The organism is Bradyrhizobium sp. SPXBL-02 (genome assembly GCF_051853065.1).
Lineage (GTDB): Bacteria > Pseudomonadota > Alphaproteobacteria > Rhizobiales > Xanthobacteraceae > Bradyrhizobium.
In genome coordinates this window covers 1,258,352-1,283,903 of sequence record NZ_CP182474.1, presented here as the reverse complement: position 1 = coordinate 1,283,903, position 25,552 = coordinate 1,258,352, and the positions used below count along the sequence as shown (strand labels likewise).

Genomic DNA, 25,552 nt, shown 5'->3' with positions numbered 1-25,552 from the left:
AGGAGCGAAGCGACGAAGCAATCCAGACTGCCTCAACGGAAGGATCCTGGATTGCTTTGCTTCGCTCGCAATGACGATGTGGAGAGATCCCGGGACGATCGCCTCTTGATGCCCCGGGATGACGCCAAGGCGTCAGATCAACCCGCCCGCATCGGCGACGCGGCGCTGGTGGTAGTCGGTGTCGCCAAAGGTGTTCTCGATCATGGTGAGGCGCTTGAAGTAGTGGCCGATCTTCGCCTCCATGGTCATGCCGATGCCGCCGTGGAGCTGGATCGATTGCTGGCCGACGAACTTCAGCGACTTGCCGATCTGCACCTTGGCCGCGGCGATCGCGTTGCTGCGCTCCTTGGCGTCCTCGAAATCACCAGCCATGGTCGCGAACATCGACATCGAGCGCGCCTGCTCGGTGGCGACGAACATGTCGGAGGCGCGGTGCTGCAGCGACTGGAACGAGCCGATCGCGACGCCGAACTGCTTGCGCGTCTTGATGTACTCGACCGTGGTCTTGAGCGATTCGTCCATCAGGCCGACCGCTTCGGCGCAGAGCGCGACGCGGGCCTCGTCCACGACACGCTCGATCAGCGCGAGCGAATCCTCGGGGTTGCCGAGCACGGCATCAAGGCCGACCTCGACACCGGTGAAGGTGATGTCGGCGGCGTGCAGGCCGTCTTGCGTGGGATAGGACTTCCTGGCGACGCCCTTGGCATTGGCCGGGACCAGGAACACGCCGATGCCTGACTTGTCGCGACGGTCGCCCTTGGTGCGTGCGGTGACGATCAGGGTGTCGGCGTTCTCGCCGTTGAGCACGACGAACTTTTCGCCGTCGATCACAAAGCCGTCGCCCTTCTTCTTCGCGGTCGTGGTGACGTCGAACAGATCGTAGCGCGAGTTCTTCTCGAGCTGGGCGAAGGCGAGCGTCTTGCTGCCGTCCATGATCCCCGGCACGTGCGCGGCCTTCTGCGCATCGGTGCCGGCATGACGCAGGAAGCCGCCGCCGATCACGACCGTGGCCAGATACGGCTCCAGCACCAGCGCCTTGCCGAGCGCCTCCATCACGATCATGGTCTCGACGCCGCCGCCGCCGAAGCCGCCGTCGGCCTCGCTGAAGGGCAGGCCCAAAAGACCCTGCTCCGCGAGCTTGAGCCAGACCGTTTTGCTCCAGCCGCCCTTCTCCGCCATGTACTTCTTGCGCTGCTCGAAATCGTAGGAATCGGTCAGCAGGCCGTCGATGCTTTCCTTGAGAAGCCGCTGCTCCTCGGACAGATCAAAATCCATTTCTGTTTCCTCAAGTCAAAAGTGTACGCGTTGTGTGGGGTGCCTCTCTTCACCTCTCCCCGCTTGCGGGGAGAGGTCGACGCGTGAAACGCGTCGGGTGAGGGGGTACCGCTCTCTCGACAGTCCCTGCGCGGAGAGAGGCCCCTCACCCTGCCCTCTCCCCGTAAGAACGGGGAGAGGGAGAGGAGAGAGCATCACAGCCCCAGCACCGCCTTGGCGATGATGTTGCGCTGGATCTCGTTGGAGCCGCCGTAGATCGAGACCTTGCGGTTGTTGAAGTAGCTCGGCGCGATCTGGGCGGTCCAGTCCATGGCTTCATTGGAGCCGTCGTCGCCGTGCACGTCGTAGGGCGCGGCGAACGGGCCGATCACTTCCATCAAGAGCTCGGTGGTGGTCTGCTGGATCTCGGAGCCCTTGATCTTCAGCACCGACGAGGCCGGATTGGGCTTGCCCTTGCCGTGCTTGCCTTCGTCGGCGACGACGCGCAGCTGCGTCAGCTCGAGCGCCTTCAGCTCGATCTCGCAGGCCGCCAGCTTCTCGCGGAAGGCGGGATCCTGGATGATCGGCTTGCCGGCGGATTCGACCTTCGACGCCAGATCCTTGATGCGGCGGATGCGCTCCTTGGAGACGCCGACGCGGGCGATGCCGGTGCGCTCGTTGCCGAGCAGGAATTTTGCGTAGTCCCAGCCCTTGTTCTCCTCGCCGATCAGGTTCTCGTAGGGAACCTCGACGTCGTCGAAGAAGACCTCGTTGACCTCACGGCCGCCGTCGATGGTCTGGATCGGACGCACGGTGACGCCCTTCGACTTCATCGAGAACACGATGAAGGAGATGCCCATCTGCTTCTTGGCGTTGTTGTCGGTGCGGCAGAGGCAGAAGATCATGTCGGCGTGCTGGGCGAGCGTGGTCCAGGTCTTCTGGCCGTTGATGATCCACTTGTCGCCACGGCGCTCGGCTTTCGTCTTCAGCGAGGCGAGGTCGGAGCCGGAGCCGGGCTCCGAAAAACCCTGGCACCACCAATCGTCGACATTGGCGATGCGCGGCAGGTACTTCTTCTTCTGCTCCTCGTTGCCGAAGGTGTAGATGACGGGGCCGACCATGCTGACGCCGAAGGCGAGCGGCTGCGGCGCCGGATAGGACTGCAGCTCCTCGTTGAAGATGTAGTGCTGCACGGAGCTCCAGCCGGTGCCGCCATATTCCTTCGGCCAATGGCTGACGCCCCAGCCCTTCTTGTTGAGGATGCGCCACCACGTCACCATCTCGTCCTTGGAGAGATGACGGCCCTCGACCAGCTTGCGCCGCGTATCCGGCGGCACGTTGTCGCGGAAGAACTGCCGCACTTCGTCGCGAAACGCCTGCTCTTCTTTCGTGAATGCGAGATCCATCGGATCCTCCTGTGAATTACTGCAAAACTTCGAACAGCCCGGCCGCGCCCATGCCGCCGCCGACGCACATGGTGACGACCGCGTACTTGGCCTTGCGGCGGCGGCCTTCGATCAGAGCGTGGCCGGTGAGGCGCGCGCCGGACATGCCGTAGGGATGGCCGACCGAGATCGCGCCGCCGTTGACGTTGATCTTCTCGGGGTCGATGCCGAGCTTGTCGCGGCAATAGAGCACCTGCACCGCGAAGGCTTCGTTCAGCTCCCAGAGGCCGATGTCGTCGACGGTGAGGCCGTGGCGCTTCAAGAGGCGCGGCACGGCGAAGACCGGACCGATGCCCATCTCGTCCGGCTCGCAGCCGGCGGAGACGAAGCCGCGGAAAATGCCGAGGGGGCTGAGGCCGCGCTTGGCGGCTTCCTTGTCGCTCATGATCACGGAGGCGCTGGCGCCGTCGGAAAGCTGGCTGGCGTTGCCGGCGGTGATGGTGAAACCCTCCCCGCGCACGGCCTTCAGGCCGGCGAGACCTTCGATCGTGGTCTCGGGGCGCGGGCCCTCGTCCTGCGACAGCGTGACTTCCTTCATCGAGACGGCGCCGGTCGCCTTGTCGGTGACCGCCATCTGCGTCGTGATCGGGGCGAGCTCGTCCTTGAACTTGCCGCCCTGCTGTGCGGCCGCGGTGCGGCGCTGGCTCTCCAGCGAATATTCGTCCTGCTTCTCGCGCGAGATGCCGTAGCGCTTGGCGACGACTTCCGCCGTGTCGATCATGGGCATGTAGACCTCGCCCTTGATCTTGAGCAGCGCCGGATCCTGGGCGTGGAAGCCGTTCATCTTGTCGTTCTGCACGAGGCTGATCGACTCGCCGCCGCCGCCGACCGCGATCTCGACGCCGTCGAAGATCACCGAGCGCGCCGCGAGCGCGATCGCCTGCAGGCCCGAGGCGCATTGCCGGTCGATGGTGGTGCCGGCGACGGTGACGGGAAGGCCGGCGCGTAGCAGCGCCTTGCGCGCGATGTTGCCGCCGGTCGCGCCCTGCTGCAGCGCTGCGCCCATCACGACGTCCTCGACCTCCTTCGGATCGATCTTGGCGCGGGCGACCGCTTCGCCGATGGCGTGGCCGAGCAGCGTTGCGCCCTCGGTGGCGTTGAGCGCGCCGCGATAGGCCTTGCCGATCGGGGTGCGGGCGGTGGAAACGATGACGGCGTCGGTCAAGAGCGACCTCCTGATGCGGTTGTCGTGGATTGTGACGGTTTCTGCTGCTGGCGCAATTCGTGGCGCGACAATTTCCCGACCGGCGTGCGCGGCAGGTCATCGACGAATTCGACCGCGGCCGGCAGCTCGTGCCTGCCGAGCTTGCCGGCGAGCTGCGCGCGCAGCTCGTCGAGCGAGAACGGCTTTGCGTCAGGCCTCAGCTTGATGAAGGCCTTTGCGGCTTCGCCACGATACGGGTCGGGAATGCCGAGCACGATCACCTCGTGCACGCCGGGGACTGTGTAGATCGCCTGCTCGATCATCTGCGGATAGACGTTGAAGCCGCCGGAGATGATCATGTCCTTCTTGCGGTCGACCAGGAAGAAGTAGCCGTCGGTGTCGACATAGCCGATGTCGCCGGTGAGGAAGCGGCCATCGACGAAGGCCTCGGTCGATCCCTCCGGCTTGTTCCAGTAGCCTTTGGTGACGTTCGGGCCCTTGATGCGGATCTCCCCGATCTCGCCCGGCGGCAGCACGCGTCTGGGATCGTCGAGCGCGACGACGTCGAGCTCGATGCCGGGCAGCATCAGGCCGATCGAGCCGGGCTTCTCGGGACCCGTGGGCGGATGGCCGGTGCCGGGCGAGCAGGTCTCGGTCATGCCCCAGCCGCTGCGCAGCTTCTTGCCGACCTTGCGCTCGAAGAAGCTCGCGATCTCCACCGGCAGCGGCGCGCCGCCGGAGCCGATGGTGACGAGCGAGGAGAAATCGCGCTTGTCGAGATCGGGCAGCGCGGCGATGGCGATCCACATCGTCGGCACGCCGGGGAAGTAGGTCGCACGCTTGACCTCGATGTCGCGCATCACGGCTTCGACGTCGAAGCGCTGATGCAGCGAGATCAGATTGCCGCGCCGAAGCGAGGACAACAGCACCACGGTGAGCGCGTAGATGTGGAACAGCGGCAGCACGCAGATCACGCGCTCGATCACGTCGCCGCGGGCAGCGCGCGCCGGCTTGCCCCAGACGTCGTAGATCGACACCGCCGAGGTGAGATTGCCGTGGGTGAGCATCGCGCCCTTGGGCAGGCCGGTGGTGCCGCCGGTATATTGCAGCAGCGCGACGTCATCGGCCGCGACGACAGGCCATTGCGCAGGCGCGGCGGCGCCCTCGACGAAGGTCTTGAAGGTGACGATGCGGGGATCGTCGGGGATCGGCGCCTGCGGCGTGCCGACCTTGCCCCAATGATCGTCCTCGCAGACGACGAGCTTGTCGATCAGGCCCTTCTCCAGGAATTTCAGCGCGGTCGGCAGCAGGGCCTGGAGGTTGGAGGTGACCAGCACACGCGAGCCGGAATCGGTGATCTTGTGCGTCAGCGCGATCTCGCCGTCGAGCGGCGACAGATGCGCGACGCGGCCGCCGGCCTTCAGCGCGCCGAAGAAGTTGACGGGGTGATCGGGCGTGTTGCCGAGGAACAGCGCGACCGAGCTGTTCTTGCCGCATCCGGCGCGCAGGAACGCCGCGGCGGCGCGATCGGCCTGAGCTGTGAGCTCGGTGTAGCTGATCGGTCGGTCGCGGAACTCCAGCGCGGTGCGCGTGCCATAATCGGCGGCGGCCTTCGCGAGGAGATCCGGCAGCGTGCCCTGGACGATGGTGTCGTCCCACCGCACGCCCTCGGGATAAAACTGTTCGCCGGGATGGGTCATTTTCTTGATTGCTTGAGCGAGCACTCGCGAAATCCATAGCCACCAGCTGGGGTTATGGATTCCGGGCCTGCGCCTTGCGGCGCATCCCGGAATGACAAAGGTTGAGACGAAGCGGCCATCACGCCGCTTTCGACTCGGCCGCGAGCGAGGCGAACGTCTTGCCCTCCGCCGCGAGCTTCTTCAGCAGCGGGGCGGGCTCGAGGCTGGGGTCGTTGGTCTCCTTGGCGTAGAAGGCCAGGCGATCGGCGATGTGCTTCAGGCCGACGCTGTCGGCCCAGAACATCGGGCCGCCGCGATAGATCGGCCAGCCGTAGCCGTAGAGCCAGACCACATCGATGTCGCTGGGACGCGCGGCGATGCCCTCTTCGAGGATCTTCGCGCCCTCGTTGATCATCGGATACATCATGCGCTCGAGGATCTCCTCGTCGCTGACGACGCGCTTCTTGCGGCCGAGACGCAGCAAGGTCTCGTCGATCAGCTTCTCGACATCGGGGTCAGGCAGCGGCGCGCGAGAACCCTGCTCGTACTTGTAGTAACCCTTGCCGGTCTTCTGGCCGAAGCGGCCGGCTTCGCAGAGCGCGTCCGCGATCTCCGACTTGATGCCGCGGTCCTTGCGCGAGCGCCAGCCGATGTCGAGGCCGGCGAGGTCGCCCATTGCGAACGGCCCCATCGGCATGCCGAATTTCGTCACGACGGCGTCGACCTGCTGCGGCAGAGCGCCTTCGAACAGGAGCTTCTCGGACTGCTTGCCGCGCTGCGCCAGCATGCGGTTGCCGACGAAGCCGTCGCAGACCCCGACCACGGCCGGGACCTTCGCGATCTTGCGCGCGATCGACACCGCGGTCACCAGCGCATCCGGCGCGGTCTTGTCGGCGCGCACGATCTCGCACAGCTTCATGACGTTGGCCGGCGAGAAGAAGTGCATGCCGAGCACGTCCTGCGGACGCTTGGTCGACTTGGCGATCTCGTCGATGTTGAGGTACGAGGTGTTGGAGGCGAGCACGGCGCCGGGCTTGGCGTACTGGTCGAGCTTGCCGAACACCTCCTTCTTCACCGCCATGGTCTCGAACACGGCCTCGATGACGAGGTCGGCATCGCCGACATTCTCGATACCGACGACGCCGTTGATCAGCGCCATCCGCTTGGCGGGCGCATCGGCCGGGATGCCGCCGCGCGCGGCGGTCGCTTCCCAGTTCTTCTGCATGATGCCCATGCCGCGCTTGAGCTGCTCTTCGCCGGTCTCGATCAGGGTTACGGGCACGCCGGCATTGGCAAAGGACATCGCGATGCCGCCGCCCATGGTGCCGGCGCCGAGAATGGCGACGCGGTTGACGGGCCGCGGCTTGGTGCCTTCAGGAACGCCCGCGATCTTGTTGGCCTCGCGCTCGGCGAAGAAGGCGTAGCGCTGCGCCTTGGACTGGTCGCTGGCGACGAGCTTGAGGAAGCCCTCGCGCTCCTTCTTCAGCCCTTCGTCGAAGGGCAGGTCAATGGCGTAGCCGACGGCATCGGCCGCCGCGAACGGCGCCTCCAGGCCGCGCGACTTCTTGGTCATTGCCGCAACCGCATTGGTGAAGATCGAGCGGTCGGCCTTGGCCGCCGCGAGCTTGGAATCGTCGTCGCGCAGGCGCCGCAGCGGGCGCTTCTCGGCCAGCAGTTTGCGCACGAAGGCTTCGCCACCGGACGCCGGCCCCTCGATGATCTCCTCGATCAGGCCGTTCTTCAGCGCTTCCGCCGCCCCGATCGGGTCGCCGCCGACGATCATCTTGACGGCGAGCTCTGGGCCCACCGCACGGGGCAGGCGCTGGGTGCCGCCGGCGCCGGGCAACAGGCCGAGCTTGACTTCGGGCAGGCCGAGCTTGGCCTCTTTCACTGCAACGCGGAAATGGCAGGCCAGCGCGACCTCGAGGCCGCCGCCGAGCGCGGTGCCGTGGATGGCGGCAACGACCGGCTTGGGCGAATTTTCGATCTCGGACAGCACGTCGTTGAGGGCAGGCGGCTTCGGCGGCTTGCCGAACTCGGTGATGTCGGCCCCGGCGATGAAGGTGCGGCCGGCGCAGGTCAGCACGATGCCCTTGATGGCGGGATCGGCGATCGCCGCCTTGATGCACTCGAGGATCCCACCGCGGACTGCGGCACTCAGCGCGTTGACCGGCGGGCTGTTGACCGTGACGATCCCGACTTCGTCATGACGCTCAAGCTTGACCACTTCGCTCACGGTGTCCCTCCTTGGTGGGGATTTACTTTTGTTCGATTTCGCGGTGCGGAATTTAATTCCGCATCTTGACGGCAGGGTTATTTTGAAGCACGGACGTTGTCAACGACTCCGCGCAAGAAGCAGATCAGGGATGAAGCGTACAGGAAAGAAGACCGCGACCGATCGGAATTTCGTCGTCGCGCTTTCCCGCGGACTGGAAGTATTGCGCGCGTTCCACCCCAATGACGGCCTGCTCGGCAATCAGGAGATTGCCTCGCGCACCAATCTGCCCAAGCCCACCGTGTCGCGCCTGACCTACACGCTGACCAAGCTCGGCTATCTGACGCCGGTTCCCCGGTTCGAGAAGTACCAGCTCGCACCTGCAGCGATGTCGCTCGGCTACGCGGCGCTGGCCAATCTGGGCGTTCGGCATTTGTCCGAGCCGTTCCGCGAGGAAGTGATGCGCGCGACCGGCGGCGCCGTCGCCGTCGGCGGCCGTGACCGCCACAGCATGATCTATTTCGGGCAGAGCCGCGGCAGCGAGACCGTCGGCGTTCAACTCGACGTCGGCTCGCGCGTGCCGATTGCAACCAGCGCGATGGGCCGCGCCTATTTCTGGGCGCTCGACGACGAAGGTCGCGCTGACGTGTCGCGCATCCTGCGCGAACATTACGGCAGCCGCTGGCCGAAGATGCGCGAGGGATTGGAACGTTCCGGCGAGACCGTCGCGAAATACGGCTTTGCGATTTCGGTCGGCGACTGGCACGACGACATCGGCGCGGCCGGTGTCGCGCTCAAGCTCAACGACGGAACCGGACCATACGCATTCAATTGCGGCGCGCCCGCATTCCGTTTCACGGAAGAGCGCTTGATCAACGACATTGGACCGCGTCTCCTAGCGATGGTAAGGAACATCGAAGCGGCGCTCGGGGGTCTGATGCCGCATTCAAAAAAAGACATCGGCAAAAAGCTGAAATCAGGAGGAAAAGTTGCGCGTGTGGCCGAGGGATTCAGATAGCCTTTGTCATCACCGGGAGCGGCTCGGATCGCCCCATCGCTCACTGAACGACGTGAGCGAGACGAGATGACGCAGGCACAGCTCGCGCAGGGTACATCGCCCCTGCTCGCGGTTCGCGACGTCAGCGTCGTGTTCGGCGGCATCGTCGCGCTCAACGGCGTGTCCTTCGACATGCACAAGGGCCAGATCCTCGGCTTGATCGGCCCGAACGGCGCCGGCAAGACCACGCTGTTCAACTGTCTGTCGCGGCTGTACCAGCCGTCGTCCGGCGACATCCTGATGGAGGGCGTGAGCATCCTGTCGCGGCCGCCGCACCGGATCGCCGAGATCGGCATCGGCCGCACCTTCCAGAACGTGGCTCTGTTCCCGAACTTGTCGGTGATGGACAACGTCCGCGTCGGCGCGCATGCCCGCACCTCCAGCGACATCATCAGCGACTCCTTGAAGCTTGCCTGGGTCCGCCGCAGCGAGACCGCGGTCAACAAGAAGGTCCACGAGATCCTCGCCTATCTCGACCTCGAGGACGTCGCGCACACCATCGTCTCCGGCCTGCCCTTCGGCACGCAGAAGCGGGTCGAGCTGGCGCGCGCGCTGGCGGCGGACCCGAAGATCCTGCTGCTCGACGAGCCCGCCGGCGGCCTCAATCACGAGGAAGTTCACGTGCTCGGCGACCTCATCCGCCGCATCCGCAACGAGCGCCACATGACCGTGCTGCTGGTCGAGCACCATATGGGCCTCGTGATGTCGATCGCCGACCACGTCGTCGCGCTGAATTTCGGCAAGAAGCTCGCGGAAGGTACCCCCGCCCAGGTGCAGGCGGACCCCGACGTCATCAAGGCCTATCTCGGGAGCAAGGACCAATGACGACACTGCTCAACGTCAAGGACCTGCGCGCCTATTACGGTCAGGTCCAGGCGCTCCATGGCCTGTCGTTCTCGCTCAACGAGGGTTCGCTGACGACGCTGCTCGGGGCCAACGGCGCCGGCAAGACCACGACGCTGCGCGCGATCTGCAACATGGTGCGCTCGACCGGCGGAATCGAGTTCGACGGCAAGCCGCTCAACAACCGCTCCACCGAGAGCATCGTGCGGTTCGGCATCGCCCATGTGCCGCAGGGTCGCGGCACCTTCACCACCATGACGGTCGAGGAGAATCTCCAGCTCGGGGCGATCACCCGCAAGGACAGCGCCGGCATCGTCTCCGACATCGAGCGCATGTATGCGCATTTCCCGGTCTTGAAGCAGCGCCACACCCAGCAGGCCGGCACGCTCTCCGGCGGCGAACAGCAGATGCTCGCGGTCGCCCGCGCCCTGATGCTGCGGCCGCGGCTGATGCTGCTCGACGAGCCCTCCTTCGGCCTCGCGCCGCTGGTGGTGCGCGATCTGTTCGGCATCCTCGGCAAGATCAACCGCGAGGACAAGGTGTCGATCCTGGTGGTCGAGCAGAACGCCCAGCTGGCGCTCGAGCTCGCCGACCAGGCCTATGTGATCGAGACCGGCCGCATCGTGATGTCCGGCAAGGCCAAGGACATCGCGAACAACGAAGAAATCCGCAAATCCTATCTGGGTTACTGAGGGAGCCGGGACAATGGAGCTGTTCACCAACCAGGTCCTGGCCGGCATCGCCACGGGCGCGATCTATGCCTGCATGGCGCTTGCCGTGGTCATGATCTACCAGGCCATCGACCATCTCAACTTCGCGCAGGGCGAGATGGCGATGTTCTCGACCTTCATCTCGTGGCAGCTGATGCAGTGGGGCGTGTCCTATTGGGCCGCCTTCCTGATCACGCTGGCATTTTCCTTCGTTGCCGGCATCGCGATCGAGCGCATCCTGTTCAAGCCGCTCGCCAAGGCACCGGTGCTCACCAACGTCGCCGGCTTCATCGCGCTGTTTGCGATCATCAACTCGTCGGCCGGCCTGATCTGGGACTTCACCATCAAGCAATATCCGACGCCGTTCGGCTCCGCGCCGTTCCTCGGCAGCCAGCTGATCTCGACCCACCAGGCCGGCATGATCGGCGTCACCGTGCTGCTGTTGCTCGGGCTCTATTTCTTCTTCCAGTACACCCGCATCGGTCTCGCCATGCGCGCGGCCGCGTCGGTGCCTGAATCGGCTCGCCTCGTCGGCATCAACACGAGCTGGATGATCGCGCTCGGCTGGGGCATGGCGACCGCGATCGGCTCGATCGCCGGCATGCTGATCGCCCCTGTCGTGTTCCTCGAGCCCAACATGATGGGCGGCGTCCTGATCTACGGCTTCGCCGCGGCGGTGCTCGGCGGACTGTCGAGCCCGTTGGGCGCCGTGGTCGGCGGCTTCCTGGTCGGCGTCTTCGAGAATCTCGCCGGCACCTACATCCCGGGCGTCGGCAACGAGCTGAAGCTCCCGATCGCGCTCGCGCTGATCATCTCCGTCCTGGTCGTCAAACCCGCTGGTCTGTTAGGCCGGCACATCGTCAAGCGAGTTTGATCATGAGCGCAGCAGAAGAAGTCGTCGCCGAAGGCCACGAGGCGGTCGAGGCGGTTCCGAAGCGGGCCATGACGCTGGGCACCGGCACCTCGCTGGTGGTGCTGGCGGCGCTGTTGATCGTGCCGATGTTCGTCAAGAACTTCATCATCTTCCAGATGACGATGCTCCTGATCTACGGGCTCGCGGTGCTGGCGCTGAACATCCTGACCGGCGGAAGCGGCCAGTTCTCGCTCGGCCAGAGCGCGTTCTACGCCGTCGGCGCCTATACCTCGGCCGTGCTGATGGAGCACGCCAACATCAACTACGCGCTGACCATTCCGATCTCCGCTGCGGTCTGCTTCGCGTTCGGCTATTTGTTCGGCAAGCCGGCGCTGCGGCTGTCCGGCGTCTATCTCGCGCTCGCGACCTTCGCGCTCGCGACCGCGATGCCGCAGCTGCTCAAGCTGAACTTCCTCGAGCACTGGACCGGCGGCGTGCAGGGCCTCGTCGTCACCAAGCCGGACGCGCCGTTCGGCCTGCCGATGTCGCAGGACATGTGGCTCTATTATTTCACGCTCATCGTGACGGTCTTGATCTACATCTTCTCGGTGAACCTGTTGCGCTCCCGCTCCGGCCGCGCCTTCATGGCGATCCGCGACAACGAGATCGCGGCCTCCTCGATGGGCGTCAACGTCGCGCTGTACAAGACGCTGGCGTTCGGCGTGTCCGCCGGCATCACCGGCGTTGCCGGCTCGCTCGGCGCCATCGCGGTGCAGTTCGTCGCACCCGACAGCTACACCATCACGCTCGCGATCTCGCTGTTCCTCGGCATGGTCGTCGGCGGCGTCGGCTGGCTGCCCGGCTCGTTCGTCGGTGCGGCCTTCATCATCTTCGTGCCGAACATGGCCGAGAGCATCTCCAAGGGCCTCTCCGGCGCGGTGTTCGGCGTGCTGTTGTTCCTCGTCATCTACCTCGTGCCGCATGGTGCAAGGCAGGTCGCGATCCTGGGCCAGCAACTCGTCGGCAAGCTCAGGAAGAACTGAAGACCCGTTGAATTAACCAAGGAGACCGAATTGTATTTTGGAAGAACACTGCGAGCCGCCGCGCTGGTCACGGCAACGGCGGCCATCACTCTCACCTCCGGCGCTGCACTCGCCCAAAAGAAATACGACACCGGCGCGTCCGATACCGAGATCAAGATCGGCAACATCATGCCGTACAGCGGTCCGGCGTCGGCCTATGGCATCATCGGCAAGACCGAAGAAGCCTATTTCAAGATGATCAACGACAAGGGCGGCATCAACGGCCGCAAGATCAACTTCGTGACCTATGACGACGGCTATTCGCCGCCGAAGGCCGTCGAGCAGGTCCGCAAGCTGGTCGAGAGCGACGAGGTGCTGGCCGTCTTCAACCCGCTCGGCACGCCCTCGAACAGTGCGATCCAGAAATATCTCAACGCCAAGAAGATCCCGCAGCTGTTCGTCGCCACCGGCGCCACCAAGTGGAACGATCCGAAGAACTTCCCCTGGACCATCGGCTGGCAGCCCTCCTACCAGAGCGAAGCCCACATCTACGCGAAATGGCTGATGAAGGAGAAGCCGGACGCCAAGATCGCGATCCTCTATCAGAACGACGATTTCGGCAAAGACTACCTCAAGGGCACCAAGGACGGTCTCGGCGCCAAGGCCTCGTCCATGGTCATCCTGGAGGAGAGCTACGAGGTTTCCGAGCCGTCGATCGACGGCCACATCGTCAAGATCAAGGCCGCCAATCCCGACGTGCTGCTGATCTACGCGACGCCGAAATTCGCCGCCCAGACCATCAAGAAGACCGCCGAGCTCAGCTGGAAGCCGCTTCAAATCCTCACCAACGTGTCGATCTCGGTCGGCAGCGTGATGAAGCCGGCCGGCTTCGAGAACGCGCAGGGCGTGCTGTCGGCCGCCTATGCCAAGGACTCGACGGACCCGCAATGGGCTAACGATCCCGGCATGAAGAGGTGGAACGAGTTCGTCGACAAGTACATGCCGGGCGCCGACAAGTCGGACACCAGCATGGTCTATGGCTATGGCGCCGCCTCGACCCTGGCCAAGGTGCTGGAAATGTGCGGTGACGATCTCACCCGCGCCAACCTCATGAAGCAGGCCGCGAGCCTGAAGGACTTCGCGCCGGATACGCTGCTGCCCGGCGTCAAGATCAACACCGGCGCCACCGACTTCGCCCCGATCGCGCAGCTCCAGATGATGCGCTTCAAGGGCGAGAAGTGGGAACTGTTCGGCGAAATCATCAGCGGTGACGTCGCCTCCGAGTGACGGGCTGACGCTATCATCCAAGACGAGGAGCCCCCGCGGACAGCCGCGGGGGCTTTTTGTTGACGACAGGCGTCAATCTTGTTCAATGCGATCGATCCATCCCGGAGTAGGAGAACAATGGCCGCCGCTCGTTCCCAGGTTGCGCTCCTCTGGGCCGCGCTCGCCTTGTGCACCGCAACGAGCAGCGGAGCGCTGGCGCAAAAGAAATACGACAGCGGCGCATCAGATACCGAGATCAAGATCGGTAACATCATGCCCTATAGCGGTCCGGCCTCCGCCTATGCCGCGATCGGCAAGATCGAGGAAGCCTATTTCAACAAGATCAATGCCGAGGGCGGCATCAATGGCCGCAAGATCAAATTCATCTCCTATGACGACGGCTATTCGCCGCCGAAGACGGTGGAACAGGCACGCAAGCTGGTCGAGAGCGACAATGTGCTGCTGATCTTCGGCTCGCTCGGCACCTCCACCAACAGCGCCATCCGCAAATACATGAACGAGAAGAAGGTGCCGCAATTGTTCGTGGCGAGCGGCGCCTCGAAATGGAACGATCCCAGGCAATATCCCTGGACCATGGGCTGGCAGCCGAGCTACGCGAGCGAGGCGCGCATCTACGCCAAATACGTCATGAAGGAGAAGCCGGAGGCGAAAATCGGCGTGCTCTACCAGAACGACGATTTCGGCAAGGACTATCTGAAGGGGCTGAAACAGGGCCTCGGGCCCAAGGCCTCGATGATCGTGCTGGAAGAAGCCTATGACAGCTCCGAGCCGGCGATCGACGAGCACGTCGTCAAGTTGAAAGCCTCCGGCGCCGACGTCTTCATCAGCATCACCAGCCCGAAATTCGCCGTGCAGGGGATCAAGAAGGCGGCGGAGATCAACTGGCATCCGATGCAGATCATCTCCAACGTCTCGGCTTCGATCAGCGGCGTCTTGGAGCCGGCGGGCATCGAAATCTCGCAAGGCGTCCTGTCGGCGACCTACACCAAGGACGGCTCCGACCCGCAGTGGAATGCCGATGACGGCATGAAGAAATTCTACAACTTCCTCGCCCAATACCAGCCCAAGGCCAACAAGCTCGATGCCGGCGTCGTGTTCGGCTACGCCGCCGCGCAGACCATGGTGAAGGTGCTGCAGATGTGCGGCGACGATCTCACCCGCGAGAACGTCATGAAGCAGGCCGCCAGCCTGAAGGACTTCGAACCCGACACGCTGCTGCCCGGCATCAAGATCAACACCGCGCCGGACAATTTCGCCCCGATCGAGCAGCTGCAGATGATGCGCTTCAAGGGCAAGAAATGGGAGCTGTTCGGCGACATCATCTCGAGCGAGATGAGCCACTGAGCGCCGCGGCGGCACAATTCAAGATAGCTGCTTCTTCACAAGGCAACTCCCGCGGTGAGTTTGCCCCGCAAAAATCTCACGCGCCGGAATATTCCGAGTCGGCTTCGAAAAGATCTCCGCTCCCGCGATGCTCGTGCGGGGCGTTTGTCTTGCTGACGGCCGTGGATAGGTATTGAATACACGACGGAGCGACGAGCAACGATCGCTCCCAACAAGAACAATCGACACAATCAAACCCACCTAGGGAGAGCAAGATGCCTGCAATGCATGTGCGATTGGGGGCCGTCTCGGCTGCCCTCGTGCTGGCCGCCACACTTTCCACGGCAGCGTCCGCGCAGAAGAAATACGACACCGGCGCATCCGACACCGAAATCAAGATCGGCAACATCATGCCCTACAGCGGTCCCGCGTCCGCCTACGGCGTGATCGGCAAGACCGAAGAGGCCTATTTCCGCAAGATCAACGCGGAAGGCGGCATCAACGGCCGCAAGATCAACTTCGTCACCTACGACGACGCCTATTCGCCGCCGAAGACGGTGGAGCAGGCGCGCAAGCTGGTCGAGAGCGACGAGGTGCTGCTGATCTTCAACTCGCTCGGCACGCCGCCGAACTCGGCGATCCAGAAGTACATGAACCAGAAGAAGGTGCCGCAGCTGTTCGTCGCCACCGGCGCAACGAAGTGGAACGATCCGCAGAACTTCCCGTGGACGATGGGCTGGCAGCCGAACTACCAGAGCGAGTCGATCATCTACGCCAAGTACATCCTGAAGAACCATCCGAACGCCAAGATCGCCGTGCTCTACCAGAACGACGATTACGGCAAGGACTATCTGAAGGGCTTCAAGGACGGGCTCGGCGGCAAGACCTCGATGATCGTGATGGAGGAAAGCTACGAGGTCTCGGAGCCGACCATCGACTCCCACATCGTCAAGCTCAAGGCGACCGGCGCCGACGTGTTCTTCAACATCACGACGCCGAAATTCGCGGCGCAGGCGATCAAGAAGAACGCGGAGATCGGCTGGAAGCCGCTCCACTTCCTCAACAACGTCTCGGGCTCGATCGGCAGCGTGATCAAGCCGGCCGGCTTCGAGAACGCGCAGGACATCATCTCGTCGCAATACTTCAAGGATCCGACCGACGCGCAGTGGAAGGACGACAAGGCGATGATCGCGTGGAACGAATTCCTGGACAAGTACTATCCGGAAGCGAACCGCGCCGATGCCTCGGTGATGTATGGCTATATCGTGAGCCAAGGCCTCGCTCACGTGCTCAAGGCCTGCGGCGACAATCTGACCCGCGAGAACATCATGAAGCAGGCCGCCAACATCAAGGACTTCGAGCCGGCGGGCCTGTTGCCGGGCGTCAAGGTCAACACCTCGGCCGCCGATTTCGCGCCGATTTCGCAGCTGCAACTGATCCGGTTCAAGGGCGAGCATTGGGAGCGATTTGGCGAGGTCTTGAGCGGCGACGTCGGCGGCTGACCATTAACCAGTCGCTAAAGACGTAAGTCCCAATCGACTAAAGACGCAGCCCCTGCGGCCCTGCCGCAGGGGCTTTTCCTTGAAGCTTCTGGGCAAATCGTATTGAATTGCGCTCGCGCCGCCAAAAACAATCAAGCCAAGAAAAGGGACGCACACACCAAGAAAAAAACAGGGAGATTGGAATGCCCGCTGTCACCGGCAAATTTGCGGCCGCGTCACTGGCGCTCGCGCTCATTGCAGCTGCGACCTCCACTGCATCGGCCCAGAAGAAATACGATACCGGCGCGACCGACACCGAGATCAAGATCGGCAACATCATGCCCTACAGCGGACCGGCCTCCGCCTACGGCATCATCGGTCGCACCGAAGCCGCCTATTTCAAGAAGATCAACGAAGAAGGCGGCATCAACGGCCGCAAGATCAATTTCGTCTCCTACGACGACGCCTATTCGCCGCCGAAGACGGTGGAGCAGGCGCGCAAGCTGGTCGAGAGCGACGAGGTGCTGCTCGTCTTCAACTCGCTCGGCACGCCGCCGAACACCGCGATCCAGAAATACATGAATTCGAAGAAGGTGCCGCAGCTGTTCGTCGCCACCGGCGCCACCAAGTGGAACGATCCGCAGAACTTCCCGTGGACGATGGGCTGGCAGCCCAACTACCAGAGCGAGACGCAGATCTACGCCAAGTACATCCTCAAGGCCATGCCGAACGCCAAGATCGGCGTCCTCTACCAGAACGACGATTACGGCAAGGACTATCTGAAGGGCCTGAAGGACGGCCTGGGCGCCAAGGCCGCGAGCATGATCGTGCTGGAGGAAAGCTACGAGACGTCGGAGCCGACCATCGACAATCACATCGTCAAGCTGAAAGCGACCGGCGCCGACGTGTTCATCAACATCACCACGCCGAAATTCGCGGCACAGGCGATCAAGAAGATCTCCGAAATCGGCTGGAAGCCGACGCACTTCCTCAACAACGTCTCGGCCTCGGTCGGTAGCGTGATCAAGCCCGCCGGCTTCGAGAATTCGCAGGACATCATCTCGGCCGCCTATCTGAAGGACGTCTCCGATCCGCAGTGGAAGGACGACGCCGGCATGAAGGCGTTCCTGGAGTTCATGACTAAGTACTTCCCCGAAGGCGACAAGCTCGACGGCGGCACCATCGTCGGCTACGGCGTGGCACAGACGCTGGTCGAAGTGCTGAAGAAGTGTGGCGACAATCTCACGCGCGAGAACGTCATGAAGCAGGCCGCGAGCCTGAAGGACTTCCGCACCGAAGTGCTGCTGCCCGGCATCAAGATCAATACCGGGCCGAACGACTTCGCGCCGATCAGCTCGCTCCAGCTCATGAAGTTCAAGGGCGACAAGTGGGATCTGTTCGGTGACGTGATCAGCGCCGACGCCGGCGGCTAGAAGCTGCAAAGCGCGGACAACGAGCCCCCTGCGCCGATCACGCAGGGGGCTTTTCTTTGCGCGGCAATTTTGATCACGCGATTGCACAATCGAATGATGGCAAAGGCCGCTTACGCTTTGGCGCACGATGCGGTAGGCAGATGGCGGCGACCTCGTCGCCGCCACTCCCGTCTGCTCAAGGCCATCGTCCATGACCGACCGACGCCCCCTGCTCCGCGCGCTTTACGACGCCGCCGTCGCCGCCGCCCATCCCAACGTGGTGCTGGCCCCTCACCTGCGGCCTGCGCCCAGGGGGCGCGTGATCTGCCTCGCCGCCGGCAAGGGCGCCGGCGCGATGGCCGCGGCCGCGGAGCGGCATTATCTCGACGCGCTGGGATTGGCGCCGGAGCGCCTCGTCGGCATCGCCACCACGCGCCACGGCTACGGCGTGCCGACGCGCCGCATTCGTGTGGTCGAAGCCGGTCATCCCGTGCCCGACGAAGCCGGCCTGAAGGGCGCGGCCGACACCCTCGCACTCGCGGGCGAGGCCGGGCCGGACGATCTCTTGCTGGTGCTGCTCACCGGCGGCGGCTCGGCCAACTGGATCGCGCCGGTGGAGGGCATCAGCTTCGCACAGAAGCAGGCGGTCAACAAGGCGCTGCTGCGCTCGGGCGCGCCGATCGGCGAGATGAACGTCGTGCGCAAGCACCTGTCGCGGATCAAGGGCGGCCGTCTCGCCCGCGCCGGCAGGAAAGCCGCGGAGATCGTGACGCTCGCGATCTCCGACGTGCCGCACGACGATCCTTCCGCGATCGCCTCCGGCCCCACCGTGCCTGATCCGACCACGCTGGCCGATGCGCGCGCGATCGTGGCGAAATACAAGCTCGACATCGACGATGCGGTGCGCCGCGCCCTCGACGAGCCCGCCAATGAAAGCGCCAAGCCCGATGACGCCGCCTTCGCGCGCGCGTCGTTCGAGCTGATCGCGCGGCCCAAGCAATCGCTGGACGCGGCGGTGAAGCTCGCACGCGAGTCCGGTTACGAGACCATCGATCTCGGCGCCGATCTCGAAGGCGAGGCGCGCGAGGTCGCCGCCGACCACGCCAGGCTGGCACTTCAGGCCCGCGCGCAGGGCAAGCGCGTGGCGATCCTGTCCGGCGGCGAGCTCACGGTCACCGTGCGCGGCAATGGCCGCGGCGGGCCAAACCAGGAATACGCGCTGGCGCTGGCCTCGCTCTTGAAGGACACGGTCGGCATCGCGGCGCTGGCCGGCGACACCGACGGCGCCGATGGCGGCGCCGGCCACCCGACCGACCCCGCCGGCGCGCTGATCGACGCTGCGACGCTCGCGAAGATGAAGGCGCTGGGGCTCGAGCCGCAGGCCTATCTCGACAACAACGACGCGACCACGTTCTTCGAGGCGACCGGCGACCTGCTGCAGCCCGGCCCGACCCTGACCAACGTCAACGATATCCGGGTGATTTTGGTGGATTGAGCGCCTGCCCCAACAACGGTGTCATTCCCCGCGAAAGCGGGGAATCCAGTACGCAGGGCCTTCTCCGCATCTCACTACGGCCTCTGGAATACTGGATCGCCCGCCTTCGCGGGCGATGACGGAGTAACTCAAAACTCGTTGGCGATCTTCGCGAGCATTCCGATCAGGGCTTCGCGGTTGGCCTGGCCGAGCAGATCGTTCAGCCGGGCCTCGTGCTTGGTGGCGACGAGCTTCTTCGCACGCGCCAGCACGGCCTTGCCCTTGTCGGTCAAGACCAGGATGTGCGAGCGGCGGTCGTTGGTGGAGCGGATCCGCGCGCAAAGGTCGCGGCTCTCCAGATTGTCGAGCATGGCCACGAAGTTCGGCCGGAGGATGCCGAGCGTGGAGGCGATCTCGGTCTGGTTACGGCCGGGGTTCTTCTCGACCAGCAGCAGCACCGAGAACTGCGCCGGCGTCAGCTGGAGCGAGGCCATGCAGCGCAAGAAATTCTCGAACACCTTGAGCTGTGCACGTTTCAGGACATAGCCCAGCTGCTCGGACAACTCGCCGAGCTGGAGGGCTTCAGCCTGCGGCTCGCCCGCGTCCTTGCGGCCCTTGGCCGCCTCGGCAGGCTTTTCGGAAGACTTTTCAGCGGTTTTGGAAACGGTCATCGCCTCGTGCTCGTAATCCCGCTAAATTCGGGACGGGTTCGTTCCCCGCCCTTGAAGTTATATTTGATAATTGTTATGGACCATATCAAATATCGCATGCGTTTTTCAATGGCTGTGAGCGGACCGTCCACCACAATCAGGAGGACCGGTCCGGATTAAGGGGGAGCGTCCGGTCTTGAATACCACCATCATGCTGTTCCTGCTGCAGGACGGCATCACCAATGGCGCAATCTACGCGCTGCTCGGCCTGGCGCTGGTGCTGGTGTTCGCCGTCACCCGCGTCATCCTCATTCCCCAGGGCGAATTCGTCACCTATGGCGCGCTGACCTATGCCTCGCTGGCCGCCGGCCAGATGCCGGGCACGGCTAAGCTCGCTCTGGCGCTCGGCATCGGCGCCTTCGCCTTCGATCTGTTCGTCGCGCGCAAGGCGCTGCATGGGCGGCTGATCGCGCGCAGCTTCACCGCCAATGTCGTGCTGCCGGGCATCGTGCTGGCGCTGACGCTGTATTTCTCCGCCCAGAAGCCGCCGGTCGCCGTCTGCATCGCGCTGTCGCTGGTGATCGTGGCGATGATCGGCGTCTATCTCTACCGCATCGCCTTCCAGCCGCTGGCGCACACCTCGGTGCTGGTGCTGCTGATCGCCTCGGTCGGCGTCCACCTCGCGCTGCAGGGCCTCGGCCTGTTGTTCTTCGGCGCCGAAGGCCAGCGCGGGCCTGCCGTGCTGTCCGGCGCCTTCACCGCCGGCGCGCTGCGCTTCACCGGCCAGAGCATCACCGTCTACGCGATCACCATCGCCTTCATCGTCGGGCTCTGGCTGTTCTTCGGCCTGACACTCTATGGCAAGGCGTTGCGCGCCACTGCCGTGAACCGGCTCGGGGCACGGCTCGCGGGCATCCGCACCACGCTGTCGGGCCAGATCGCTTTCCTGCTGGCCTCCGTGATCGGCGCGCTCTCCGGCATCCTGATCGTGCCGATCACGACCCTGTATTATGACTCCGGCTTCCTGATCGGGCTGAAGGGCTTCGTCGCCGCGATCATCGGCGGCCTCGTCAGCTATCCCCTCACCGCCGTCGCGGCGCTGGTGGTCGGCATCGTCGAGGCGTTCTCGTCCTTCTATGCCTCCAACTACAAGGAGGTGATCGTCTTCATGCTGCTGATCCCCGTGCTGCTGCTGCGCTCGCTCGCCGCGCCCGCGGTCGAGGAAGAGAAGGACTGAGCCCGATGCAGAGCCGGCTTCCCATCCTCGTCTTTGCACTTGTCATGGCGGCGATCCCGTTCATCCCGGGCGTGCCCCCGTTCTGGATCGTGCTGCTCGACAATATCGGCCTTGCGGCCCTGGTCGCGATGGGCCTCGTGCTGCTGACCGGCGTCGGCGGCCTCACCTCGTTCGGCCAGGCCGCCTTCGTCGGCTTCGGCGCCTATACCACCGCGGTGCTGTCGACGGCCTACGGCCTGTCGCCCTGGCTGACGCTGCCGCTGTCGCTCCTGGTCAGCGGCTCGCTCGCGGTGCTGCTCGGGCTGATCACCGTGCGCCTCTCGGGGCACTATCTGCCGCTCGGCACCCTCGCCTGGGGGCTTGGACTGTTCTACCTGTTCAGCAAGCTGGAGTTTCTGGGCCGCAACGACGGCATCTCAGCGATCCCGCCGCTGTCGATCGGCACGTTCAAGATGCTCTCGCCCGGCTCGATCTATTACGCGATCTGGGTCGCCGTGATCCTCTCGGCCCTGCTGACGATGAACCTGCTGGACTCCCGCACCGGCCGCGCCATCCGTGCGCTACGCCGCGGCCATGTCGCGGCCGAGGCGTTCGGCGTCCACACGCCGCGGGCCAAACTGCTGGTGTTCATCCATGCCGCGGTGCTCGCCGGCCTGTCCGGGTGGCTCTACGCCCATCTCCAGCGCGCGGTGAACCCGACGCCGTTCGGTGCGCATATGGGCATCGAATATCTCTTCATCGCCGTGGTCGGCGGCGCCGGCTATGTCTGGGGCGGCGTGCTGGGGGCGGCAATCGTCGTGATCCTGAAAGAGGTGCTGCAGAGCTATCTGCCGTTGATCCTGCCCGGCTCCGGCCAGGTCGAGACCATCGTGTTCGGCATCATGCTGGTGGCGCTGCTGCAACTTGCGCCCGGCGGACTCTGGCCCTGGCTGATGTCGTTCTTCCCCGAGCGCACCGATGGCGAGAAGCCGGACACCTCGCTGAAGCTGGAGCATCGCGCCCGCGCGCCCACCGAGGCCGGTGTCCTGCTTCAGGTCGAGAAGGCGCGAAAACAGTTCGGCGGCGTGGTCGCGGTGAACAACGTCTCCTTCGACGTCCAGGCCCGCGAGATCGTCGCGCTGATCGGCCCGAACGGCGCCGGCAAGAGCACGACCTTCAACCTGATCACCGGCGTATTGTCGGCGACGTCGGGCTCGATCTCGGTGCTCGGCAGGAAGGTCGACAACGCGCCGCCGCAGGAGATCGTCAAGCTCGGCATCAGCAGGACCTTCCAGCACGTCAAGCTCGTCCCCGACATGACCGTGCTGGAGAATGTCGCGATCGGCGCACATCTGCGCGGTCATTCCGGACCGGTTTCCTCGATGCTGCGGCTCGACCGCGCTGACGAAGCCAAGCTGCTCGCCGAGGCCGCCCGGCAGATCGAGCGCGTCGGCCTCACCGAGCAGATGCACCAGCTGGCAGGCTCGCTCTCGCTCGGCCAGCAGCGCATCGTCGAGATCGCCCGCGCGCTGTGCGTCGACCCGATGCTGCTGCTGCTCGACGAGCCGGCGGCGGGCCTGCGCCACATGGAGAAGCAGCGGCTCGCCGCGCTGCTCCGCGAGCTGCGCGACGGCGGCATGAGCGTGCTGCTCGTCGAGCACGACATGGGCTTCGTCATGAACCTCGCCGACCGCATCGTGGTGCTCGATTTCGGCACCAAGATCGCCGAAGGCACGCCGGCGACGATCAAGACCAATCCCGAAGTGATCAAGGCCTATCTCGGAGTGGCGGCATGAGCACGCTGTTGTCCGTCACCGACGCGCATGTCGCCTATGGCAAGGTCGAGGCAGTGCGTTCGGTCTCGCTCGAGGTCGGCACCAACGAGATCGTCACCATCGTCGGCGCCAACGGTGCCGGCAAGACCACGCTGCTTTCGGCCATCATGGGCATCCTGCCGCTGAAAGGCCGCGTCGCCTTTGCCGGGCAGGATCTCGCCCGGCTCGACATCGAGGACCGCGTCGCGATGGGGCTCGGTCTCGTTCCCGAGCACCGCGAATTGTTCGTGACCATGAATGTCGAGGACAATCTCGAGCTGGGCGCGTTCCGGATCGAGCGCAGCAAGGCGAAAGCCTCGATCGAGCGGGTCTATGCGCTGTTTCCGCGGCTGAAGGAGCGGCGCAAGCAGCTCGCCGGCACGCTCTCCGGCGGCGAGCAGCAGATGCTCGCGATGGGCCGCGCGCTGATGGGCGAGCCGAAGCTCTTGATGCTGGACGAGCCGAGCCTGGGCCTTGCCCCGATCATCGTCGCCGACATCTTCCGCATCGTCACCGAGCTCCGCGCCGCCGGCGTCTCCGTGCTGCTCGTCGAGCAGAACGCGCAGGCCGCGCTGAAGATCGCGGACCAGGCCTATGTGATGGAGCTCGGCGAGTTCGTGCTCAGCGGCAAGGCCAGCGACATCGCGGCCAACGAGCGGGTCGCGGCGAGCTATCTCGGCTTCCAGCACGAAGGTGAAAGTGTGATTTAGCGATATAGCGCTGTTCTTCCCTTCTCCCCTTGTGGGAGAAGGTGGCGCGAAGCGCCGGATGAGGGGTTCTCTCCACCCGCAAGATTGCTCGTGAGGATAGAGACCCCTCACCCGTCTCGCCGCTCCGCGGCGAGCCACCCTCTCCCACAAGGGGAGAGGGTGCACCGCGCAGGCTGCTTTAGCTTTCGTTGGAGGCTAAGCTCGCCTTCTCACCCTTCAGCGCCGCAACCTCCGCCTCCAGCTCCGCGATCCTCGCATCCCTCGCCGCCAGCGCGGCCGCGACGTCGGACGCGTCGAATTTCTGCGGGATGTGCTGCGGGCAGTTGGTGTCCCAGGCCGCGATCTTGAACAGGATCACCTGCTCGGGGCGGGCGCGGTAGCCTTTCGGCATCAGTGACGTGGTCAGGGCTTCGTCGTCCTCGACCACGCGCGCCTCGCCCCAGATCTTCACACGGCGGCGGTGGGCGTAGTCCATCACGAAGATGTAGGCTTTGGGATTCTCCGAGAGGTTCCCTTGCGTGATGAACTGCTGGTTGCCGGCGTAGTCGGCGAAGGCGAGCGTCTGCTTGTCCAGCACCTTGAGAAATCCCTTCGGGCCGCCGCGGTGCTGGATGTAGGGCTGGCCGTCGGCTGAAGCGGTGGCGAAGTAGAAGCTATTGGCGTCGGCCAGGAAGGCGGCGAGATTGTCGTCGACCTCGGTGCGCCAGCCGCGCTGCTCGCTGCGTGCATAGGCCTCGCGCGAACCCTTGCGGGCCTGGATCGTCTTCACCGCCGGCGAGAAGGCGACATCGCTGGCATAGGTGTGTACTGCCGTCATCGGAACATCTCCTGAAATTCCGGCGCATGCTTGCGTCTTTCGCGCCTAATCTGGACCTTTCGGCGCCTAAAACAATCGAGCACCTTGACACTTCATCATTGCTATATATGCAATAATGTCCCATGGACCGCCTGGAAGCCATGCACGTCTTCGTCACGGTCGCTGATCTCAGCGGCTTTGCGCCGGCCGCGCGCAAGCTGCGCCTCTCGCCGTCGGCGGTGACGCGGCTGATCGCGGCGCTCGAGGAACATCTCGGCGCGCGGCTGCTGCAGCGGACCACCCGGCAGGTGACGCTGACCGACGTCGGCACGCGCTATCTGGAGCGAGCTCGGCGCATCCTCGCCGATGTCGAGGAGGCTGACGGCTCGGCGCGGGAGGAGCGCAACCGACCGAGCGGGCGCCTCGTCGTGTCGGCGCCGGCCGGCTTCGGCCGGCTGCATGTCGGGCCAGTCATGACCGCCTATCTCAAGCGCTATCCCGAGGTCACGGCCGAGCTCCGGCTGTCGGACCACCTCGTCAATCTCGTGGAGGACGCCGTCGATGCAGCGGTGCGGATCGGCCATCTCGCCGATTCCTCGCTGGTGGCACGCCAGGTCGGCGAGATGCGGCGGATCGTGGTGGCTGCGCCCGGCTATTTGAAGCGGCATGGCGAGCCGAAGACGCCGGAAGCGCTCGCCACGCACCAGACCATCCAGTTCGGCCCCTGGTCCGAATGGCGCTTCCTGCGCGACGGCCGCGATATCGGGCTGCCGCTGTCCCCTCGCTTCATCAGCAACAGCGCCGACGCCGCCCTGCAATATGCCGAGGCCGGCGGCGGCGTGACGCGGGTGCTGGCCTATCAGGCCGCCGAGGGCCTGAAGCGCGGACGCCTGAAGATCGTGCTGGCGAAATTCGAGCAGCCGGCGCTGCCGATCCACATCGTCTATCCGACCTCGCGCCTGCTTTCGGCCAAGGTGCGCGCGTTCATCGATCTCGTGGTGGAGACGGCGGAGTGGCGGTTTGGGTGAGTGCGTGTCCCGCCCCGCTATCTCCACATCGTCATTGCGAGCCAACGGGTCCGCGCGTAGCGCGGCCCGATGACAGGCTCCGCGAAGCAATCCAGAGTCTTTCCGCAGTGGCAGTCTGGATTGCTTCGCTACGCTCGCA

At 64.6% G+C, this 25,552-nt stretch carries 21 protein-coding genes; 14 read left to right on the top strand and 7 right to left on the bottom strand.

The genetic code is table 11. The features are described 5' to 3' along the window. Window positions 1-132 precede the first annotated feature (132 nt). From pimD to ACNJYD_RS05985, 5 genes are all read right to left on the bottom strand, one after another. Window positions 133-1,275: a pimeloyl-CoA dehydrogenase small subunit gene (gene pimD / locus ACNJYD_RS06005; RefSeq protein ID WP_439365658.1), complete on the bottom strand. Its 1,143-nt coding sequence runs from the start codon at window positions 1,273-1,275 to the stop codon at window positions 133-135. Window positions 1,276-1,469: 194 nt separating this feature from the next. Continuing rightward, window positions 1,470-2,660: a pimeloyl-CoA dehydrogenase large subunit gene (gene pimC, locus ACNJYD_RS06000; protein ID WP_439365657.1), complete on the bottom strand. Its 1,191-nt coding sequence runs from the start codon at window positions 2,658-2,660 to the stop codon at window positions 1,470-1,472. A gap of 16 nt (window positions 2,661-2,676) precedes the next feature. Beyond that, window positions 2,677-3,864 (bottom strand): acetyl-CoA C-acyltransferase, encoded by a 1,188-nt coding sequence (locus tag ACNJYD_RS05995; RefSeq protein ID WP_439365656.1) that lies wholly within the window; start codon window positions 3,862-3,864, stop codon window positions 2,677-2,679. Beyond that, window positions 3,861-5,543 (bottom strand): dicarboxylate--CoA ligase PimA, encoded by a 1,683-nt coding sequence (gene pimA / locus ACNJYD_RS05990; RefSeq protein WP_439367416.1) that lies wholly within the window; start codon window positions 5,541-5,543, stop codon window positions 3,861-3,863. Before pimA ends, ACNJYD_RS05995 begins: the two co-directional genes overlap by 4 nt. A 118-nt stretch (window positions 5,544-5,661) precedes the next feature. Next, complete coding sequence (locus tag ACNJYD_RS05985) at window positions 5,662-7,758, bottom strand: 3-hydroxyacyl-CoA dehydrogenase NAD-binding domain-containing protein (RefSeq protein ID WP_439365655.1); 2,097 nt, start codon at window positions 7,756-7,758, stop codon at window positions 5,662-5,664. A 130-nt stretch (window positions 7,759-7,888) separates the two neighbouring features. Between ACNJYD_RS05985 and ACNJYD_RS05980 the strand changes: the two genes are divergently transcribed. The 10 genes from ACNJYD_RS05980 to ACNJYD_RS05935 all read left to right on the top strand — a co-directional run bounded on the left by ACNJYD_RS05980 (window position 7,889) and on the right by ACNJYD_RS05935 (window position 19,220). Then, window positions 7,889-8,755 (top strand): IclR family transcriptional regulator, encoded by an 867-nt coding sequence (locus tag ACNJYD_RS05980; protein ID WP_172784948.1) that lies wholly within the window; start codon window positions 7,889-7,891, stop codon window positions 8,753-8,755. A gap of 66 nt (window positions 8,756-8,821) precedes the next feature. Beyond that, the gene (locus ACNJYD_RS05975; RefSeq protein ID WP_172784949.1) at window positions 8,822-9,619 is read left to right on the top strand and encodes an ABC transporter ATP-binding protein; all 798 of its coding nucleotides are present in this window, start codon (window positions 8,822-8,824) and stop codon (window positions 9,617-9,619) included. After that, window positions 9,616-10,329 (top strand): ABC transporter ATP-binding protein, encoded by a 714-nt coding sequence (locus ACNJYD_RS05970; RefSeq protein ID WP_035711291.1) that lies wholly within the window; start codon window positions 9,616-9,618, stop codon window positions 10,327-10,329. The genes ACNJYD_RS05975 and ACNJYD_RS05970 overlap by 4 nt, the downstream gene beginning before the upstream one ends. A 13-nt stretch (window positions 10,330-10,342) precedes the next feature. Next, on the top strand, window positions 10,343-11,221 hold the full coding sequence (locus ACNJYD_RS05965) for a branched-chain amino acid ABC transporter permease (RefSeq protein WP_172784951.1): 879 nt from the start codon (window positions 10,343-10,345) through the stop codon (window positions 11,219-11,221). A gap of 2 nt (window positions 11,222-11,223) precedes the next feature. Continuing rightward, a complete protein-coding gene (locus ACNJYD_RS05960; RefSeq protein ID WP_172784952.1) occupies window positions 11,224-12,243 on the top strand; it encodes a branched-chain amino acid ABC transporter permease in 1,020 nt (339 codons plus the stop codon). A gap of 30 nt (window positions 12,244-12,273) precedes the next feature. Then, window positions 12,274-13,509: an ABC transporter substrate-binding protein gene (locus tag ACNJYD_RS05955; protein ID WP_172784953.1), complete on the top strand. Its 1,236-nt coding sequence runs from the start codon at window positions 12,274-12,276 to the stop codon at window positions 13,507-13,509. Between the two features lie 117 nt (window positions 13,510-13,626). Further along, window positions 13,627-14,853 carry an ABC transporter substrate-binding protein gene (locus tag ACNJYD_RS05950; RefSeq protein WP_260382016.1) on the top strand — a complete coding sequence of 409 codons (1,227 nt, stop codon included), beginning with the start codon at window positions 13,627-13,629 and terminating at the stop codon, window positions 14,851-14,853. A 254-nt stretch (window positions 14,854-15,107) separates the two neighbouring features. Beyond that, the gene (locus ACNJYD_RS05945; protein ID WP_439365654.1) at window positions 15,108-16,334 is read left to right on the top strand and encodes an ABC transporter substrate-binding protein; all 1,227 of its coding nucleotides are present in this window, start codon (window positions 15,108-15,110) and stop codon (window positions 16,332-16,334) included. A gap of 182 nt (window positions 16,335-16,516) precedes the next feature. Beyond that, entirely contained in the window at window positions 16,517-17,746 is a 1,230-nt protein-coding gene (locus ACNJYD_RS05940) for an ABC transporter substrate-binding protein (protein ID WP_172784956.1), read from the top strand. Between the two features lie 190 nt (window positions 17,747-17,936). Beyond that, window positions 17,937-19,220, top strand: coding sequence for a glycerate kinase type-2 family protein (locus ACNJYD_RS05935; protein WP_439365653.1), 1,284 nt, complete (start codon window positions 17,937-17,939; stop codon window positions 19,218-19,220). 128 nt (window positions 19,221-19,348) lie between these two features. Here ACNJYD_RS05935 and ACNJYD_RS05930 read toward each other — a convergent pair whose 3' ends face one another. Next, window positions 19,349-19,870 (bottom strand): MarR family winged helix-turn-helix transcriptional regulator, encoded by a 522-nt coding sequence (locus tag ACNJYD_RS05930; protein ID WP_172784958.1) that lies wholly within the window; start codon window positions 19,868-19,870, stop codon window positions 19,349-19,351. A 175-nt stretch (window positions 19,871-20,045) separates the two neighbouring features. On the opposite strand from ACNJYD_RS05930, the gene ACNJYD_RS05925 reads away from it, so the two are divergent. From ACNJYD_RS05925 to ACNJYD_RS05915, 3 genes are read left to right on the top strand one after another with little or no spacing between them, the layout of a single operon-like run. Then, entirely contained in the window at window positions 20,046-21,086 is a 1,041-nt protein-coding gene (locus ACNJYD_RS05925; protein ID WP_439365652.1) for a branched-chain amino acid ABC transporter permease, read from the top strand. Window positions 21,087-21,091: 5 nt separating this feature from the next. Next, complete coding sequence (locus ACNJYD_RS05920; RefSeq protein ID WP_172784960.1) at window positions 21,092-22,861, top strand: branched-chain amino acid ABC transporter ATP-binding protein/permease; 1,770 nt, start codon at window positions 21,092-21,094, stop codon at window positions 22,859-22,861. After that, the gene (locus tag ACNJYD_RS05915) at window positions 22,858-23,589 is read left to right on the top strand and encodes an ABC transporter ATP-binding protein (protein ID WP_439365651.1); all 732 of its coding nucleotides are present in this window, start codon (window positions 22,858-22,860) and stop codon (window positions 23,587-23,589) included. The genes ACNJYD_RS05920 and ACNJYD_RS05915 overlap by 4 nt, the downstream gene beginning before the upstream one ends. Before the next feature lie 178 nt (window positions 23,590-23,767). On the opposite strand, the gene ACNJYD_RS05910 is transcribed toward ACNJYD_RS05915, so the two are convergent. After that, complete coding sequence (locus ACNJYD_RS05910) at window positions 23,768-24,406, bottom strand: pyridoxamine 5'-phosphate oxidase family protein (RefSeq protein WP_439365650.1); 639 nt, start codon at window positions 24,404-24,406, stop codon at window positions 23,768-23,770. Window positions 24,407-24,528: 122 nt separating this feature from the next. On the opposite strand from ACNJYD_RS05910, the gene ACNJYD_RS05905 reads away from it, so the two are divergent. Then, the gene (locus tag ACNJYD_RS05905) at window positions 24,529-25,413 is read left to right on the top strand and encodes a LysR family transcriptional regulator (RefSeq protein ID WP_439365649.1); all 885 of its coding nucleotides are present in this window, start codon (window positions 24,529-24,531) and stop codon (window positions 25,411-25,413) included. The last annotated feature ends 139 nt before the right edge of the window (window positions 25,414-25,552 follow it).